General features: G+C 70.3%; 13 protein-coding genes. 3 read left to right on the top strand and 10 right to left on the bottom strand.

Annotated features, from left to right (window positions below; translation table 11 throughout):
• Positions 1-21 precede the first annotated feature (21 nt).
• A complete protein-coding gene (locus ACWC24_RS11860; protein WP_450662678.1) occupies positions 22-864 on the bottom strand; it encodes a hypothetical protein in 843 nt (280 codons plus the stop codon).
• Between the two features lie 367 nt (positions 865-1,231).
• Between ACWC24_RS11860 and ACWC24_RS11855 the strand changes: the two genes are divergently transcribed.
• Complete coding sequence (locus ACWC24_RS11855) at positions 1,232-1,933, top strand: hypothetical protein (RefSeq protein WP_450662677.1); 702 nt, start codon at positions 1,232-1,234, stop codon at positions 1,931-1,933.
• Positions 1,934-1,986: 53 nt separating this feature from the next.
• Here the strand turns inward: ACWC24_RS11855 and ACWC24_RS11850 are convergent, their stop codons facing one another.
• From ACWC24_RS11850 to ACWC24_RS11815, 8 genes are all read right to left on the bottom strand, one after another.
• Positions 1,987-4,137, bottom strand: coding sequence for a DEAD/DEAH box helicase (locus ACWC24_RS11850; RefSeq protein WP_450662676.1), 2,151 nt, complete (start codon positions 4,135-4,137; stop codon positions 1,987-1,989).
• Between the two features lie 28 nt (positions 4,138-4,165).
• Entirely contained in the window at positions 4,166-5,509 is a 1,344-nt protein-coding gene (brxD, locus tag ACWC24_RS11845) for a BREX system ATP-binding protein BrxD (RefSeq protein WP_450662675.1), read from the bottom strand.
• A complete protein-coding gene (pglZ, locus tag ACWC24_RS11840) occupies positions 5,506-8,241 on the bottom strand; it encodes a BREX-2 system phosphatase PglZ (RefSeq protein WP_450662674.1) in 2,736 nt (911 codons plus the stop codon). Before pglZ ends, brxD begins: the two co-directional genes overlap by 4 nt.
• Complete coding sequence (locus tag ACWC24_RS11835) at positions 8,241-12,158, bottom strand: hypothetical protein (RefSeq protein WP_450662673.1); 3,918 nt, start codon at positions 12,156-12,158, stop codon at positions 8,241-8,243. The genes pglZ and ACWC24_RS11835 overlap by 1 nt, the downstream gene beginning before the upstream one ends.
• A 135-nt stretch (positions 12,159-12,293) precedes the next feature.
• On the bottom strand, positions 12,294-12,935 hold the full coding sequence (locus ACWC24_RS11830; RefSeq protein WP_450662672.1) for a DUF6082 family protein: 642 nt from the start codon (positions 12,933-12,935) through the stop codon (positions 12,294-12,296).
• Positions 12,932-13,564 carry a DUF6879 family protein gene (locus tag ACWC24_RS11825; protein WP_450662671.1) on the bottom strand — a complete coding sequence of 211 codons (633 nt, stop codon included), beginning with the start codon at positions 13,562-13,564 and terminating at the stop codon, positions 12,932-12,934. The genes ACWC24_RS11830 and ACWC24_RS11825 overlap by 4 nt, the downstream gene beginning before the upstream one ends.
• Positions 13,557-13,826 (bottom strand): hypothetical protein, encoded by a 270-nt coding sequence (locus tag ACWC24_RS11820; RefSeq protein WP_450662670.1) that lies wholly within the window; start codon positions 13,824-13,826, stop codon positions 13,557-13,559. Before ACWC24_RS11820 ends, ACWC24_RS11825 begins: the two co-directional genes overlap by 8 nt.
• Before the next feature lie 55 nt (positions 13,827-13,881).
• Complete coding sequence (locus tag ACWC24_RS11815; protein ID WP_450662669.1) at positions 13,882-14,580, bottom strand: ATP-binding protein; 699 nt, start codon at positions 14,578-14,580, stop codon at positions 13,882-13,884.
• A 232-nt stretch (positions 14,581-14,812) separates the two neighbouring features.
• Here ACWC24_RS11815 and ACWC24_RS11810 point away from each other — a divergent pair, with 232 nt between their 5' ends.
• Together ACWC24_RS11810 and ACWC24_RS11805 are read left to right on the top strand one after the other, a co-directional pair.
• Positions 14,813-15,091, top strand: coding sequence for a type II toxin-antitoxin system Phd/YefM family antitoxin (locus ACWC24_RS11810; RefSeq protein ID WP_450662668.1), 279 nt, complete (start codon positions 14,813-14,815; stop codon positions 15,089-15,091).
• The gene (locus ACWC24_RS11805; protein ID WP_386604097.1) at positions 15,088-15,345 is read left to right on the top strand and encodes a Txe/YoeB family addiction module toxin; all 258 of its coding nucleotides are present in this window, start codon (positions 15,088-15,090) and stop codon (positions 15,343-15,345) included. The genes ACWC24_RS11810 and ACWC24_RS11805 overlap by 4 nt, the downstream gene beginning before the upstream one ends.
• A 198-nt stretch (positions 15,346-15,543) precedes the next feature.
• Here the strand turns inward: ACWC24_RS11805 and ACWC24_RS11800 are convergent, their stop codons facing one another.
• Complete coding sequence (locus ACWC24_RS11800) at positions 15,544-16,182, bottom strand: NYN domain-containing protein (RefSeq protein WP_450662667.1); 639 nt, start codon at positions 16,180-16,182, stop codon at positions 15,544-15,546.
• Between the last annotated feature and the right edge of the window lie 125 nt (positions 16,183-16,307).

Below are 16,307 nucleotides of genomic sequence, written 5' to 3'. Positions count from 1 at the left end.
GCCCCGCACCGGGCCAACTCCTCACTCCTGGGCCGGGGTCTCCTCGGTGCCGAACAGATCAGACTTGTCTGGGAGAAGATCTGTGATCTTCTCCCAGATCTCGCCGTTCCTTCTGTGGACCAGTCGTAGCCGGCTCTCGGGCCCGACCTGCCCATCCAGAATGGGCTCTTCAGGCTCTTCTCTCACCCAGTAGCCATGCGGTCCGCAGTCCCACACCGCAAGGGCCCGGATCATCGCCGCCCGCTCGCCCTCGTGTTTGCCGTCCCAGGCGGTCGAGATACGCCACGTGGCGTTCAAGGCCATGATGAGCTCGGTGAACTCGCTCAGTTCCGGCCCCACGGGGGTGTCGGCCTCGGTCAGCGCCTTGCGAATGAGACCCCTGGTCGCGACCTCGTCACCCTCTGCCTGATCCAGAACCGACAGCGCCGCGTCGAGAGCGCCCATCGTCGTCTCGATGCGGGAGAGCCCGGAGCGTGCCTCGTCGGCCTGCAGGTTGACCATGCGTGCCAGCTCCCAGACCAGACTGTGCGGGGCGATGGGGGTGTACTCGGACTCCTCGTCCCCGGGCCAGCCCTCGTGAGCGATCACCGCATTCCGCCCGACGACGACCCCGTGGTTGACAGTGCCGTGTGCCCCTGTGATCTCCACGGTGACCAGGACCAGCGGAGCGGCCAGAGCGCCGAGAAGATCCCTGAGGATCGGCGCAAACTCACCCTCCTCGCCGACCAGTCCGATCTGCATGAGTTCGCCCAGCGAGGACCACAGCTCGTCGGGCGGATTCTCGCCTTCCAGGAGATGTCCGAATACCGCTATGTGGCGGTCCGTCAACCGGAATCGCATTCGGGAGCTGTCAAAGGAAGGCATGGGAATGTCTTCACCTCAGTCTTTCGTGACGAAGGCTCCAGGGTTTTCCCGACGCGCGCGTTGCCCGTTCGGGGGGCCGCGGCACATGATCCCACGGCTACCGCAAGCCACGTCGCTTCCGAAGCCACCAGGCTCTCCGGCGGCCCGCCTCGGGTGTTCGCAATGGGTGTGGTGTCTCGTCGAGGCGCGGCGGGGGCGGCCCGCAGGAGTCACCGACGGCTGTCCGTACCGCCATCTTCGCTATGGAGCGGGCTACTTGAGCACGATGGAGCGCTCCGGCTCCGTACGGCTGCATCACGACACTGTCATGTGGCACCGATACCCTTGGCTCGCTGCATTGTGAAAACGGCAGAGGGAGTCCGCAACCATGTTCGGCAAGCGTAAGACGCAGGAGCAGGAGCCTCCTGTGCCCGCCGTCGACTGGAGGGACGTTCGCCACTTCACCATCGGCAGGACCGAGCGATCCGTCATCCACGGTGGGAAGCCGCAGCTCGGGCGGCTCGCCGTGAGGGTTCCCCGCAAGGCGAAAGACGTTCGCACCTATGCGCCCTGTGCCTACTTCCGAACCGACTCACCGCTCAATCCAGTGGATGATCCCATCCTCTACGAAGACGCGGAGGCCCAGCGGATTCTCTGCGCACTCGGTGATCCTGCCGAGGTCGGCAAGGAGGTGCACCGCACCGTTCAGGACGGTGCGAAGCGTGTGATCGGTACGATCTGCCGGGTTCCTTCCTCGAACAGGCTGGCCCAGCACACCTGGCGCATAGAGCAGCCGGACCGTCCCGGGATCGCGGGTCGGAGCCAGTGGTCCCTGGCGAACAACAGCCCGAAGGGACTCGCACTGCGCGGGCTCGAATCGACACTCAATCTCATCCTGGAGGGGGCGGCGGACGGGGACACCCCGGTCTCGAAGGGCCGCACACTCGAGTGGAGAGCCGAAGACGAGTTGGTCATGGTGTCCAAGGGGATCTCGGAGATCGACAGCAGCGTCGACATCTCGATCAAGGTGGGCTGGCTGGACCGCCGCTTGGCCTTCGCCTTCGCCATGGTCGCGGACTTTCCCCTGTAGTCAGCGGAGTGGCAGCCCGCCACACCGTTCTCTGCGCAGCGACGTCGGAATCGTCAGTCCCCGTACCGCATCAGGAACCTGACTGGTTCTGCGAGGGCTGTCCTGGCTCCTTCCTCGTCCGCCAGTCGCGCCGCGAGGGTGGCTTCTGCGAGGCGTTGGGGCAGGGCTTCGGCGAATTTCAGGCCGCGTACGGCTTGGGCGTCCACCTCCGGCAGTGTGAGTCCCGCTTCGGTGTCGGCCACTGCCGCCCGCCAGCTCTGAGGGGTCAGATCGTCGCGCAGCCGGATGTAGCGGTCGTCGATCTGCCGGTGTCGCAGGTTCACGGTTGAAAGGCACGCGGCGAGGGTGGCGTTCGCACGATGACCGGCCCAGGTCCACCACCGCACATCGCCGTCGTCCCGTCGGGTGATGACGGTCCCGGCCGGGTGCACCACGTCCAGATGCGTCTCCCGTGCCTCCGCGAGCTTCGCCTGCGCCCGGCGGGTGAGGAGTACCGGAGGATCACTGCCGAGCAGCACCTCACGGGCGGCCCGGGTCAGCATGTAGGAGCGCACCCGGATCGACCCGAACCCGCTCCATTTGGCACGCCCGCCCTCGTCCACGGGCTCCACGAAACAGCGCCTGCGCCGCCAGTCGATGTACGTCACCAGCCAACTGCGGCCCGCCAGAAGCAGCTTCCGCGGGCCGTCGACCTCCTCGGTGAGCAGGTCCGGGTCGGTGCGGCCGATCTCGGTGCGGCCGCTGAGCACCGTGAACTCCGGTGGCGCGGTGAACGACGCCGTCAGGTTCATGAAGTGCCGGTGACCGAAGCGGCGTTCGGCCTCGGGCCCGATGAACAGCGTGCCTCCGTCGCGCTCCAGGTAGCCCTGTTCCACGAGGTGCCTCACGATGGGCTCGGCGGCGCTCCCGAACGGTCCGAGACCGCCCCACCATTCCTGCCAGAGGTTCTCGCCGACCCGGTGCTCCTGAAGGCACAGGGCGAGGATCTGCTGGGCGACGAGGTGACGTGGTTCGGGTGGAGCGTTGACCGGCTCCACCCAGCCACGCGACCAGGCCAGCAACAGGGCTGCGGTGGACAGGAATCCCGTGTCGGTGAGGGCCAGGAACAGACAGTTGCGCGTGGTGCCGGGCCGCCGCCCGGTGCGGCCGAGGCGTTGCAGGAACGAGGCCACCGTGGCCGGCGCGTCGAGCTGGATCACCCGGTCCAGGTCCCCGACGTCGATGCCCAGCTCCAGTGTGCTGGTCGAGACGATCACGCAGTCCCGGGCCTCGGCGAAGGCCTCCTCCGCGCGCCGCCGTTCGTCGGCGGAGAGCGAGGCATGGGAGAGGAACGTGGTGACACCGCGGAGCCGGAGCTGCTCACCCAGTTCCTCGACGGTGCGTCGGGTCTCGCAGAACACCAGGCGTTTCTCGCCCCGGTGCAGAGCCGCGATGACCATGGCCGCGTTGGCGACGGAACCGACGTAGTCCAGCTCGATGTCGCCCGGCGGCGTGCTCGCTGCCGCCGGGGACAGCGTGGTCTCAGGGACGGGAAGCGACACCCCGGGTGCGATGACCTGCCCCGGCCGCCGTCCGTGGCCGGAGCCCTGGAGCCAGTCCAGCAGTTCGTGCGGATTGCCGACGGTGGCGGACAGACCGACCCGCTGCACCGGCCGCTCCACGATCTTCTGGAGCCGTTCCAGCACGGCGAGCAGATGCCAGCCGCGGTCGTCGCCCGCGAAGGCGTGCACCTCGTCGACCACCACGCTGTGCACTCCGGAGAAGAACGCCCCGTGGTCCACGTGCGTGCTGACCAGCATGGCCTCCAGCGACTCGGGCGTCGTCAGCAGCAGATCCGGACGTTGGGCGAGAATGCGGCGGCGCCGGGTGGAGGCGATGTCGCCGTGCCACAGCTCCGCAGTCCGCCCCACCCAGCCCGCGTACGTCTCCAGGCGGGGATGCAGATTGTTGAGGAGGGCCTTGAGCGGGGTGACGTACAGGATGCCCGTGCCCTTCCACCCGTGCCGCTGGGCGCGGGTGAGCAGGGGGAAGGCGGCGGCCTCGGTCTTGCCTCCGGCGGTGGGGGCCAGCAGTACGGCGTCCTGCCCGGACAGCAGTGGACCGATCGCCTCCTCCTGGAGCGGCCGCAGGGAGCGCCAGCCGAGTGAGTTGACGATGTGATGGGTGAGGATCGGGTCGAGCAGGTCCAGCGCGTCGGCACTCACGGCAGCTCCAGCTCCCCGTCACTCGTGTTCACGGCAGCTCCAGCTCCACGTCACCGGCGCTCGCGGCGGCGTTGCGCTCCACCTCGTCGAGTTCCGAGGCGTTCACCGTGAGCGTGTAGTGGACGCGGGGGTCGAAGTCGTCGAACGTGTCGATCCGGTCCAGAACGTCGGCCACCAGTTTCCGCAGATACAGCCGTGGAGCGATGCCCGCCTTGCCGCCGAGCGAACCGGTGACCGCCCGCGCCAGGTCGTCGAGGTAGGCGTTGTCGGCGCGCGCGGCGATCCGCTCGGGGTGTTTGGCCGTGGCCTCGTACACCCCGCGCACGTTGCGGCCCAGACGGCCGAGGGATGCCAGGTCGAAGCCGGAAAGTCGCAGTTGGACCGCGCGTGGGGAGTCGAAGCGCGGGTCGGTAGTGAAGTCGGTGGCCAGCCGCTGGGCGAGTGGCGCCAGACGCTGCACGCCCTGCTGTCCGTCGTAGAAGGCGGGGGTTCCGGTGATGACGAGGAACAGGCCGGGGAACCGTCCCGCGTCGATCTCGTCGAGCAGCTGGCGCAGCGCGTTCAGGGACTTCTCCCGTACGTCGCCGCGCACCCGCTGGAGTGTCTCGACCTCGTCGAGGACGAGCAGCAGCCCGGAGTGCCCGCAGTCGCGCAGCACGGTCAGCAGCCCCTGGAGGAACCCGAGCGCCGCGAAGTGGTCGAGGTCGCCGCGCACTCCGGCGGCGCGCTTGGCGGACGCCGCCACGGACTTCTGTCCGCCGAGCCACGCGATCAGTGCCTCGGCGTGGGAGGAGTCACCGGCGGCAACCGCCTCGCGGTAGCCGCGCAGCGCGGCGGAGAAGGCAGGGGTCGTGCGGGCCACGTCCGTGAGCCGCAGCTCCAGGAGTTCGTCCACGGCGCGGGCGAGACCGGCCTCGTCGTTCTCGTCGACGTCCCCCGAGTCGAGGACCTCCTCCTCCAGCGCGTAGAACCAGGAGTCGATCACGGCGCGCAGCGCGGAGGGCGGGTGCGTGGACGTCGTCAGTCGTTCCGTGAGCCGCCGGTAGACGGTCTCCAGGCGGTGCAGCGGGGTCTCCGTCTCGGAGATCTGCACTTCGCTGACGGCCATGCCGCGGCGTTTCGCCCGCTCGGCCAGCCAGCGGGCGAAGAACGTCTTGCCGGAGCCGTACTCGCCGCGCAGCGCGTGGAAGGCGGAGCCACCGCGGGCGACGGTGGAGAGGTCGTCGTCGAGGGCGTCCGCGAACCGGTCCAGGCCGACGGCGAACAGTCCGAGCCCCTGCTGCGGCACGGTTCCGCGGCGCAGCGCGTCGACGACGTCCCGGGCGCGGGCGGGACTGATGTCGGGGGCTTCGGAGCCGACCGGGGTGTTCACGAGAGGGTGCCTTCCGGGAACTGCTGCCGCAGGAGTTCCCTGTCGAGGTGGACGGTGCGTCCGGACTCCACCAACTGGAGCACGGGGTAGCCGTCGATGTTGAGCAGCCGTTCGAGCATGGTGACGAACCGCTGGGGATTGCGCTCCGACTTGCCGGTGGCGGCCTGGGCGGCCGAGGCGACGGCGGCCGGTGAGAGCTTGCCGCCGGCCGCGAGCAGCGCGTCGAGCGCGGCTGCCACGGCCGTGTTGTTCGGCGCGTTCCGCACGAACTCGCGTTGCGTCTCGTACGGCTTGCTGCGCACCGTCTGCTCGCCGGGCGTGCCGTGACCCTTCTGCGGGAACAGCCCCTCGGCCTGGGGCGGTGGTTTGGGGCTGCCCTTGCCACGAGGCGTCGGCACGGCTGCCTGGGGTTCCGCCGCCTCGGCACTGCCCCGCCACCACCCGGGAGCGGTGTCCTCGCCGGGCAGGGCCGTCCACCCGGCGGGGATCTCGCTGTCGGACGGGACGAAGGCCAGGACGGGCACGGTGACCTCGGCGAGCGAGGCTCCGCCGTGGTAACCGGCCTGGCGGGCGGTGTAGCGCAGGTCGTCGCGCCAGGCGGCGGTGATCCGCCCGCTTGCGGACCGGATCCGAGGTCCGGCTAGTTCCACCTCGCCGGGTCGGGCCGGGCCGGTGCGCCAGCGGGCACCCTGGACACCGTCCGCCGCGGTGGGGCCGGCCTCGCGCGGGCTGCGGTCCAGGATGTGCCCGTGGTCCGAGACGAGCAGGACCGGCCGGCCCGCGTTGAGAGCGGCGTCGAGCAGGTCGGCCAGCTTGGCGATGTCCCCTATGCGCCAGCGGGCACGCCCGTTCTCACGTCCGTCGGCGAGGGCGTCGTCGATCGTATTGACGATCACGCCGACGATCTTCTTCTCGTCGGCGAGCGCGTCGAGCAGTTCGGGCGCGAGCCGGTGTCCGGCAGTCCCTTCGTAGCCGCCCTTGTGGAAGAGCACCGCCTCGCGACGCCGTTTCTTCCAGAAGGACGTGAACCCGGCGCGCTCCACGTCCTGGCCGCCCTCGGCGGGGCCTCCGCTCAGCAGCGAGGCCCGGCTGATCCTGGTGAGGGTGGGCAGCATGGCGACCGCGGCGAGCCGGCCGGGGCGGCCCCCTGCCGGTGCCGTGGGGACGACCTCGGTCCAAAAGCGTCGGTCGAGCCCGGCGGCCAGTTCGACGGCCACGTCGGCGCTCATCCCGTCGAGGACGAGGACGAGGGGTCGGCCTCCGTCCCGGGCGAGCGGGGCGGCGGCCTCCGCGAGCACGTCCTCGATGAGCAGGGCGCCGTGCGGCGCCTGCTGGGACGCGGCTTCCGCCCAGGTGGCCAGGGTCGCCGCGAACTGTTCGTCGAGCTGTCGGCGGCGGTCCCGTACCCGGCCGATCAGCCGGTGGTAGGCCTCCCCGATCTCGCTGTCACGTGAGGCGTCGCCCTCGGCGAGGATCCCGGTCGCCAGGTCCACCCAGCCGGTGGACTCCATGTGGTGGCGTACGCCCTTGCCGACCGACTCCGGGGCGGGCTGCGGGGAGTCCAGCCAGCGCAGCAGGCGCACGGCGGTACGGGCACGTTCGGTGGAGTCCGCGAGCAGCTTGTCGAGCTGATGGTCGGCGAGGTCGCGCAGCGCGGCCTGTGCGGGACCGGGTCGGCCGTCGAGTGTCGAGGCGAGGGTCCGCAGCCGTGTCCGGTACCCGGAGGGCAGCAGCCGGTTCCCGGCGAGCAGTCCGGTCAGGCGCGCGGTCTCGGCGAGCTGGTCTGCGCGTTCCAGCACGGTCAGGACGCGGGCGCGGGCGTCCGAGCCCGCGCTCCCGCCCGCTTCCGCCTGCGCGATCCACCGCGTGAGGACACCGGTGGCGGCCGTCGCGTACGGGGCGAGTGCGTCGAACGAGCCGAGCGCCCGGCCGAAGAGCGTGCCGAGCGCGAAGCCTGCGTCGGCGGCGGACGGGCAGCCGAGAGCGGCCGAGGCGAGCGCGCCGAGCGGCAGCGCGTCGGTGCCGCGCCCGTCCGCGGCCAGCGCCAGCAGGGTGGGCGCGGCCGGTCCGGTCACTTCGGCCAGCCAGGCGGTGAGACCGGCCCGCTCCTGTTCGGCCAGCTCGGCGAAGCGCCGCGGACCCGCTGCGGATCGGCTCCAGGTGAACATGGTGTCGGCGTCCAGGTCCAGCGAGTCCTCACTGGTGTCGCCGAGGCCGGTACGGGCGGCGAGCAGTGCCCGCACCGCCCGGTCACGGGTGAGGACGGAACCCGCCCGGGGCCAGCCGCCGGTGGGTTCGGCCTCCAGAAGCGCGTCCAGCAGCCAGGTCTCGCGCACCATCCGGGTGTCCAGGTCGCCGGTTCCGAACAACTGCCTGACGATGTCGGCCCGTTCGACGGCCAGCGGCCGGCGGCGTACGGCGTGGCCGCGCAGGTCCCAGCCGAGCTGGTCGGCGGGGACCTTGCCGGTGACGACGAGGACGCTGTCCCCGCCCGGGTCGGTGTCGGTGGTGTGGCGCCGCCAGGCGTCGGCGATGCCGAGCGGCGAGTCCTGATCGGTGACGTGCACGCGACGGGCGGTGCCCTCCACCTGCACGGTGAACTCCCGTTCCGAGTCGCCGCCCGCCCACACCGCGTCGACCAGCACGAGCCGTCGCCCTTCGGCGTACGGCAGCTCGGCCTCCAGCAGCACCTCGATGGCACGCCGTCCGGCGGCGGGCCGGGCCGCCGCCATCAGCGGGCCCCTTCGCCGGACTCGTCGGAGCCGGCGGGCTCGCCGGACCCGACAGGCCTCCAGCTGAGCTCCACCGTGGCGTCGGGATGGGCGGCGAGGAAGGCACGGATGTCGTCCCGGACGCCCGCCAGCTCACCGGCCAGCCGCTCCTCCAGCGGGGTCGCTCCGCTGACGGCGATGAGCCGCCGCCCCGCCCGGCGGGTCCGGGCTTCGTCGCCTGCCGCACCCGGCATCTCGGCGGGCGCGGGCTCGGTCCGCCCGGGAACAGGTACCGCACCGGATGCGGGCCGGGGATGGCTGGTCGCCACTTCCGGCTCGGTCACCCGTACGTCCTGCGCTCCCGGAGCGGGCTCCTGCCGCTGCACGAACACGTTCTCCACCTGGAGCGCCGCGTTGATGATCGCGTTGGCCCGCTCGCCGGCCGCGTCGAGCACCGGCACCAGCGACCGCTCGAACTCCGAGGCACGTGCGGCGAGCGCGATCTCGTCGAAGAGCCGTCGGGCCCGGTCGCCCACGCCGTCCTCGCGGGTCACCAGGCCACGCACGTTGGTGAGGGCCGGCCAGGCGGCGTCGTCCAGGGCCTGCAGGACCTCGCCCGCGCTGCCCATGGCGGTGTTGAGGTCGCGCTCGGTCGTCGTGTACGAGGCGGCGGCCAGCTCACGCACCAGCGCGGTGGCGTCGCTGCCGTGCCGGGTCAGCCGGGCGAGCAGAGCGGCGGCCTCACGCAGGATCGCGGTACGGGGTGCGGTCTCGCCCTCGCTGTCGAGACCGAGCAGCGCGGCATGCCGGTCCAGCGAGGTCCGTACCCCGGCGACGTCCTTCTCCCACGCCTCCGCCTTGGCACGGAGGTCCTCGGCGAGCCGGTTGACGTTGCGTGCGTACATGTTCGGCTTGGCGGAGACACCGAACAGCCTGGCCGCCCGCTCGCGGGCCGCCGAGTACTGCTCCTCGCTGGGCAGCGGCTGCGAGCGCAGTGACCAGCCGGGGCCGATCTCGTGCAGCGCGGGCGCCTCCCGCTCCGGCCCGCCCTGGTACGCCCAGGCCCGGTCGTCGAGCAGCGCGTAGGCCGAGATGAGGAGGTTCCCGGTGAGTTTGTCGAGGCCGCCGTAGCCGAGGTCCTTGGCGATCCAGCCGCGAATGTCCTCGACGGCGAGGTCACCGCGCTGCTTGTGTGCGGAGGCGGCCTGGTTGATGCGGGTGCGCCAGTCCTGCCGCATGACCAGCGGACCGTCGTGGACCGTGCCGAGCTCCAGCGGCTCCACGATCCGCTTGACGGTCTTCAGGTGGTGGCTGTCGACGTTCTGGGCCCGTCCGCCGTCGTCCATGGCTCGGGTGATCCACTCCAGGGCGGTGCGCAGCTCGGCGGCCGTCACCGCCTTGCGCTGCCCCTTGCCGTCCAGGCCGAAGTCGGGGTGCTTGGCGTACAGCGCGGAGAACATGCCGTCCGCCAGGTGCTGCACGTTCTTCTCGAAGCCCTTGCCGCCCTCTTCGCGGGGGTGCGCGAACTCCGGCTGGAGCGAGAGCACGTGCCGCCCGTCCGGCACCTCGGGGCCGGGGTTGGAGTCGGTCGGCTGGGCGAGCCCGTACACCTCGGCGAGCGCTCCGGTGAGCTGGTCGGTGAGGGTGTCGCGGGCCACCTCAAGCTGCCGCTTGACCTTGGCCCGGTCGTCGGGCGGGAAGTTCCCGGTGTAGTCGGTGAGCCGGTCGCGTTCCAGCAGGAAGCCGATCCGCATCAGCCGACCGAGCTGGGCCCTGCGCTGGTCGGAGAAGAAGTCGGTGAGCCACACCAGGGTCGGCGCGGTCACCCCGTCCTTCTTCAGCTGCTCGACACGGTGGAAGTCGTCGCTCGGGTAGTGGTCGCCGTCGTCGAAGGGATAGTCGACGACGAACCGCACGTTGCCCGCGGTGGCGGGAGTGAACTGCTCGTCGGGCAGGTCCGCGCGGTCCCGTACGTTGCCGAAGACGAACTCGGCGACCCGCCGGGTACCGCGCCAGACGATCTCCTTCTCGGCGACGAACTGACCGTCCCGCACGCCGACTGCCTCCCACAGCCGGTCGCGCAGCCACACCCGGCGCACGCCCGCCTTGTCCTCCTCGGCGACGGCGTCCAGGAGCGGCTCGATGTCCAGGTCGGACAGGTGCAGCGAGAACACCGGGTCGGCCTCGCCGTCGGAGCGCACCTCGGACGGGAACGCGGCCTGGAGGTCCCGCATCCGCCGCACGACGACGTCACCTGCGGGCACGGTCCGGGAGCGCACCGAACCGTGGTTGAGCCCGGCGAGCCGTGCGCCCGTCAGCCGCCGCAGCGCGGGCACGTCCGGTGCCAGCGCCCCGAGCAGCAGGGTCTTCACGAACCGGTCGTCGGCCTGGAAGTCGGCGTGCTCGTCCGAGCCGTACTTCTCCAGCAGGTGGGCGCGCGCCTTGGCGTGGAACTTCACGGCGGCCTCGGACTCGCGCTTCAACTTGTCGGTGAAGGCGGCTCCGGTCCCGTCCAGGAGCACGTCCCACAGGTCGCCGAGCGGGATCAACCGGCCGACGGCGGCACCGGCGTTCCGCTCCAGCAGCAGCTGTACGAGTTTCAGACCGGTCCGCTCGCGCTGGAGGGCGCCGGAGAGGGCGACGAGGACGTTGAGCAGCGCCGGGGACAGCGGGTAGACGGCCCGGAAGTCGGCCCAGTCGGCGTGGGTGGCGCCGCCGCCGTCCAGCAGGATGTCCTTGACCTGCTGGTTGGACCGGTCGATCCCGCCGAACGCGTTCTCCAGTACCGCTTCCTTGCCGGGCAGCGGCTTCAGCACCCGCTCCTTGATGATCTCCGGCAGGTTGCGGTCCTCCAGGTCGACCGTGTCGAACCGCTCGTTGAGGTATTCGAGGGCCTGCTCCATCGCCTTGACGTCGGCGCCGAGCACGTCGGAGCCGACGAGCTGGGACAGGTCGCGCTGGCGCGAGATGAACGACACGATCGGCACGGGCCGGTCGGCGTCCCCCGACTCGATCAGCTTCACCAGCTTCTGGATCTCGTTGTTGACGAAGGTCCGGTCGCGCATGTGCGCCTGGAGCCACAGCACCAGCTCGTCGAGGAACAGCACGACGCCGTCGTACTCCAGTGCGCGGGCGTGCCGGCTGATCGCGGCCAGCCCGTTCTCCAGCGGCACGTACTTGGCGGCGTCCCCGCGGGCGCTCTCCGCGTACGACCGCATCGGCCCGGTGAGCAGCGCGGACACCAGCCGCTCACGTCGTGCGTCCTCGGCGGGCGCGCCGAAGGCGTCGTCCAGTTCACCGGAGGTCCAGGCCCCGCCGGCCCCGATGACCTGGAGCTCGTCATCGTCGTCGTCCCCCGCCGTGGGGCCGCCGCCCTCCGCGGGCAGCAGCCGGACGAACGCGTCGTCGCCGAGCTGCTCGCGCATCCGCCGGGCGTCGGCGAGCATCGCGTCGGACCGGAACACGGTGGGCGTGGGCGCCTCGGGGTGCTGGTCGCGTACGGCCCGTACGTATCCGCCGAGCAGCGCCTCGTCCAGGTTCTCCGCGCCCACCAGGTGGTAGGGCACCATGAGGAACCGCTTGCCGCGCAGCCACTCGTCGTGCTCGGCGATGACCTCGCGCAGCCGCGGCTTGGCCCGCGCCGAGGCGTCCCCGTTGAGCACGGCGTGCAGCACGGTCAGGAAGTGGCTCTTACCTGCACCGAAGGAACCGTGCAGGTAGGCGGCGTACGAGGTGTTCTTGCGGACCGCGCCGCGCACCAGCTTCAGCGCCTTGCCGAACTCCTCCTGGAGCTGCGGCGTGACCACGTACTCCTCGACCCGCCCGGCCGTGTCGCCCTTGAACCCCTGGGACAGCTCGACCTTGAAGTCGCCGGCGTATACGTCCTCCTTGATGTCGAGGACGTCCCTCAGTACGACGGTGTCGCCACCCCTGGCCATCGGCTGCTCCCGCTCCCCTTGGTGTCTTTCACAACTCCTCCTTATCCTGCCAGGTCGGCGCCGCGCGCCGGAGTGGAGTGGTGGGACGGAAACGGGACGGAAAACGTGACGGGAAGGCGGCGTGGGCCCGCCGGGTCAGCCTCCCGTGTCGCCCTCGCGGACGACGCGGCGGAACTCCTCGTCGAGGATCCGGTGGAACCTGACCGAGCGCTTTCCGTTGGCCGTCGCGAGGCGGCGTTCGCGGGCGCCTTCCCAGAAGCGGCGGCCGGGGGCGCCGCGGAACATGTCCGCGCTCACGTTGCGCAGATGCGGCTCGTCCAGGGATCCGGTCTCGAACATCGACTCCCAGTGCGAGACGATCATGTTCGTGAACACGGTCTGCCGCAGCTGCCGCGGGTCGCGGCCCGGCCGGAACGGCCCCCAGCACTCCATGAAGTCGGGGTCGGCCATGGACATCTTCATCAGCTCGTTGTGCAGCGACCGCAGTCCCTGTTCGCGGTTGGCCTTCGCCTCGCGGCTCTGCACGACGAGCGAGGCCGCGATCCCGACGAGCGCGAGGACGGCGAGGACGGCGGAGATGGCGCCGTAGGTCTGTCCGACCGTGCTCAGCGAGTCCCAGTTCACCCCGTCGTTGTCGGCGAGGAGGACCAGGGAGAAGGGGGACAGTATGACGAGGGCGAGCACCACGAGGACCGCGAGGGTGAGGGACAGGGTGCTCGCGTGCCGTCTGACGGGACCGTTCGACCGCACGGGGCGGTCCGGGTCCGGATCCGTCACAGAGTTCTCCCGGTGCGTACGTGCGGCGGTGGCAGGGGGGCGATCTCGCGGTCGAAGAACTCCGCCAGGTCCTCGCCCCGCTGGAAGAGGGCGTCGACAGCTCGCGCCGCGCGCTCGACGGTCACGGGGTCGCCGATGTGTCGGCAGCCGTCGCCCACGCCTTCCTCGGTGTACAGCACCTCGTACAGGTCGCTGTCGCCGAGGAGGACCAGTTCGGGGAGTGGCCCGTCCTGCTCGCAGTCCCGCACCGCGTCCGCGCTCACGACCCGGATCGCCTCGCCCGCCAGGGCCGAGGTGTGCAGGGCGTGCAGTTCCCACTGGAGGTACGCGGTCACGGGCAGTTCGACGACCCGTACCCGCCGGTTGACGAGCCCTCTGCGGCGCAGGGCGGCGTAGTACTCCGCCAGGGTGGTCCGGTTCGTGTCGAGCAGTGCGAGGGCCGTCTCCCAGTCGCCGCGGTGGAACGCCTCCCAGCTTTCCGTCCCCGGCTCCTGGAATTCCTGCCTCCGCTCCAGTTTGTCGAAGCGGTGGATGTCCCCGCGGAGGGTCCGCCAGAAATGATCGAGATATTCCTTACGGGTGAGCCGTCGGGCGGGAGCGGTGCGCAGATCGCGGAACGCGTCATTCATGGGGGATGTCCGACCGTGCCGCCAGCAGGGTCCTGCGCGGGATGACCACGAGCTTTTCGTCGGAGCCGATCGACACGCCCTCCGGGAGCCGCTGCTCGTAGGCGTCGGTCAGGTCACGGCCGATGACGGCGATGTCCCCGTTGCCCAGTTCCCAGATGTCCGGGCACTCGGGGCCGGCCGAGGTGGTACCCAGTTCCTGGGGGGAGAGCCCCAGGCGGCGTTTGAACCCGGTCGTCGGATCGGCTTCCCACGGACGTGCCATCGCGGCTCCCTCGGAGAAGGGGTGGAACTGCGAAAATAACAGTCCGATAGTCGTTTCAGTACTCTTCGAATTCGCCATTCTCGGATGTTCGGAAAAGTCGCCCGCCCGGCGTACGGAATTTGCTGTGTGCGCCTTGTGGGGCATGGGGGATGCCGGTCGCGGAATCACGGTCGGCCCGCTGTGGCGGTTGTCGTCGTTCACCGGACGAGACGGTAGGGATTTCTCCGGCGTGTCGACTTGTGGATCCGGAGTTGCTCACTCCATCAGTGGAATCTCGACGGGATCCGGTGGCCGTGCGGGACCCGATGTGGGACGTCGGTGCCGCGGGGGCCGGTGGGCGGGCGGGGGCGAGGCGTGGTGTGACGATCACTGCCCACACGGTCTTTCCCGGGCCGCCCGGCCGTGGGGCGACACCCCAGGTCTCGCTGAGCGTGGCGACCAGGATGAGTCCGCGTCCGTGCTCGGCGTCGGGCCCGGCCGGCTCCCGGCGGGGCAGCCGTTCGCCGAGGGTGTCGGCGACCTCCACCCGCACCCGGTCGCCGTCGCACCGGCTCAGTCGCAGCTCCGCGTCCCGGCCGGGGACCCGGCCGTGGGTGACGGCGTTCGCCGCCAGTTCCCCGGCGACCAGTTCCACGGCGTCGTGCGCGGACGTGCCGTAGGGCCAGCCCCAGACGTCCATCTGCCGGGAAACGAGACGGCGGGCGAGACGGGCGCCGCGAGGAGTGGCGCTGAAGCGGAGGATGAAGGGCGTCATGACGCGAAGATCCCGTCCCCGGGAGGTCGCTGACCAGGTGTGACGGTCCTACGGACACTTTTTGTAGGGGTGGCCTCGGGGCTTGTCGGGGTTGTGGGGTGTCGGCCCGCAGATGCCACATCCCGGGCGGCGGCGCCGACCGGGCACACGCCGCTTCTCCTGACCGGTACCGGATCCTTGTACCAGTTGAGTGGTACCGTGTTGTGGTACCACTTCTAGGGAGGATGGGACCATGGCCATCACCGCCAGCGAGGCCCGAGCCAGGCTGTTCCCGCTGATCCAGCAGGTCAACGACGACCACGAGCCGGTCGAGATCACCTCCAAGGGCGGCAACGCCATACTGATGTCCGCCGACGACTTCCGCTCCTGGCAGGAGACCGTCTACCTGCTCCGCAGCCCTGCCAACGCCGCCCGCCTCATGGCGGCCGTCGCCGAGGACAGGGCTGCCGAGACATCGTTGATCACCAAAACCATGGACGAGCTGACGGCCCTGGCGGAGGACGGGGAGTGAGGGACGTACGGTTCCGTCCGACCGGATGGGAGGACCTCCTGTACTGGCAGTCCGCCGACAAGAAGCTGTTCGGCAAGCTGGTCCGCCTGATCGGGGAGATCCAGCGCGACCCCTTCACGGGGATCGGCAAGCCGGAACCGCTGAAGGGTGACCTGTCGGGGTACTGGTCACGCCGGATCGACGACGAGCACCGGCTCGTCTACCGGGCCACCGAGAAGGAAATCGTGATCATCAAGGCTCGGTACCACTACTGACGGACCAGCCTGCGAAGGCGCGTGTCTGCTGCACACGGGGCCGGTCGGCGGGGACTTTACGTGACGGTAGCTGTTCGTCTGGTAGCGCAACCATTGTTGCGCTAGTGTGGAGATCTATTCCCCTGCTCGTCGCGGCGAGCAGGCGCGAGGCCCACCAAGGATTCGGTGGGCCTCTGCTTTTTGCTGCGAGAGCGCTCCTCAGGCCCACTCCTTGGGCCGGCGCACCTCCTTGCCGTCGCCCAGGAGCACCGGGTCGGGCAGTTGCGAGGCGCGTACGACGCCTTCCCGGATCGGCTTCATGAACGCGGGCTGGAGCTGCTTGAGCCAGTGGCTCGGCTTGTCGAACGGGTTGAGTATGCCGATGTCGACGCCGAGCTCCTCCTTGACCATCCGCAGCGGTTCGCACAGGTCGCTGTCGTTGCTGACGAGGACCATCAGGTCGCAGTCCTTGCGGAAGGCGTCGAGCAGCATGTGCGAGGCGATGTGGACGTCGGTCCCCTTCTCCTCCGTCTTGATCACCTCGACCGTGTTCGGACCGCCGACCGGTGGCTGTGCCAGCCGCATGCGTGGGGTGGTCTGCAGGAACCTCCCGTAGTGGACGGACACTTGGGGGAGTGTGCCGAGCGCACGCAGATAGGCGTCCTGGCGGAGCGGCCCGCCCGGGTCGTCCGGCCTTGGCTTGATTCTCGCCGTGAAGTACCGCACCCGTTTGATCTGTTGACCGGCCGGGACGAGCTTGGCGCACAGGGACACCGGGTCGAGCCACTTGAGGTCGGGGTTCTTCTTGAGGCGGCCGTAGTAGAGGTTGAAGCCGTCGATGTAGATGTTGGTAGTCATGCGGTTACCGTACGCTGACCGAGACTTGGCGCGCACGATCTCGTACGGACCTCCCGACCGCCTGAGGACCTGGGGCCGGTCGACCGTGCGTCGGGTGCCGGGAGCGACCTTGTCAGTCGAGATTC

The sequence above is a fragment of the Streptomyces sp. NPDC001443 genome, assembly GCF_053597355.1.
The sequence above is the reverse complement of the archived record's forward strand: the minus strand, read 5'-3'. Positions and strand labels throughout refer to the sequence as shown.

Coding starts and splice junctions, on each gene's coding strand:
- ACWC24_RS11825 (WP_450662671.1), bottom strand. CDS start 13,564: ATGAATGACGCGTTCCGCGATCTGCGCACCGCTCCCGCCCGACGGCTC.
- ACWC24_RS11835 (WP_450662673.1), bottom strand. CDS start 12,158: ATGGCCAGGGGTGGCGACACCGTCGTACTGAGGGACGTCCTCGACATC.
- ACWC24_RS11855 (WP_450662677.1), top strand. CDS start 1,232: ATGTTCGGCAAGCGTAAGACGCAGGAGCAGGAGCCTCCTGTGCCCGCC.
- ACWC24_RS11860 (WP_450662678.1), bottom strand. CDS start 864: ATGCCTTCCTTTGACAGCTCCCGAATGCGATTCCGGTTGACGGACCGC.
- pglZ (WP_450662674.1), bottom strand. CDS start 8,241: ATGGCGGCGGCCCGGCCCGCCGCCGGACGGCGTGCCATCGAGGTGCTG.
- ACWC24_RS11800 (WP_450662667.1), bottom strand. CDS start 16,182: ATGACTACCAACATCTACATCGACGGCTTCAACCTCTACTACGGCCGC.
- ACWC24_RS11815 (WP_450662669.1), bottom strand. CDS start 14,580: ATGACGCCCTTCATCCTCCGCTTCAGCGCCACTCCTCGCGGCGCCCGT.
- ACWC24_RS11810 (WP_450662668.1), top strand. CDS start 14,813: ATGGCCATCACCGCCAGCGAGGCCCGAGCCAGGCTGTTCCCGCTGATC.
- ACWC24_RS11820 (WP_450662670.1), bottom strand. CDS start 13,826: ATGGCACGTCCGTGGGAAGCCGATCCGACGACCGGGTTCAAACGCCGC.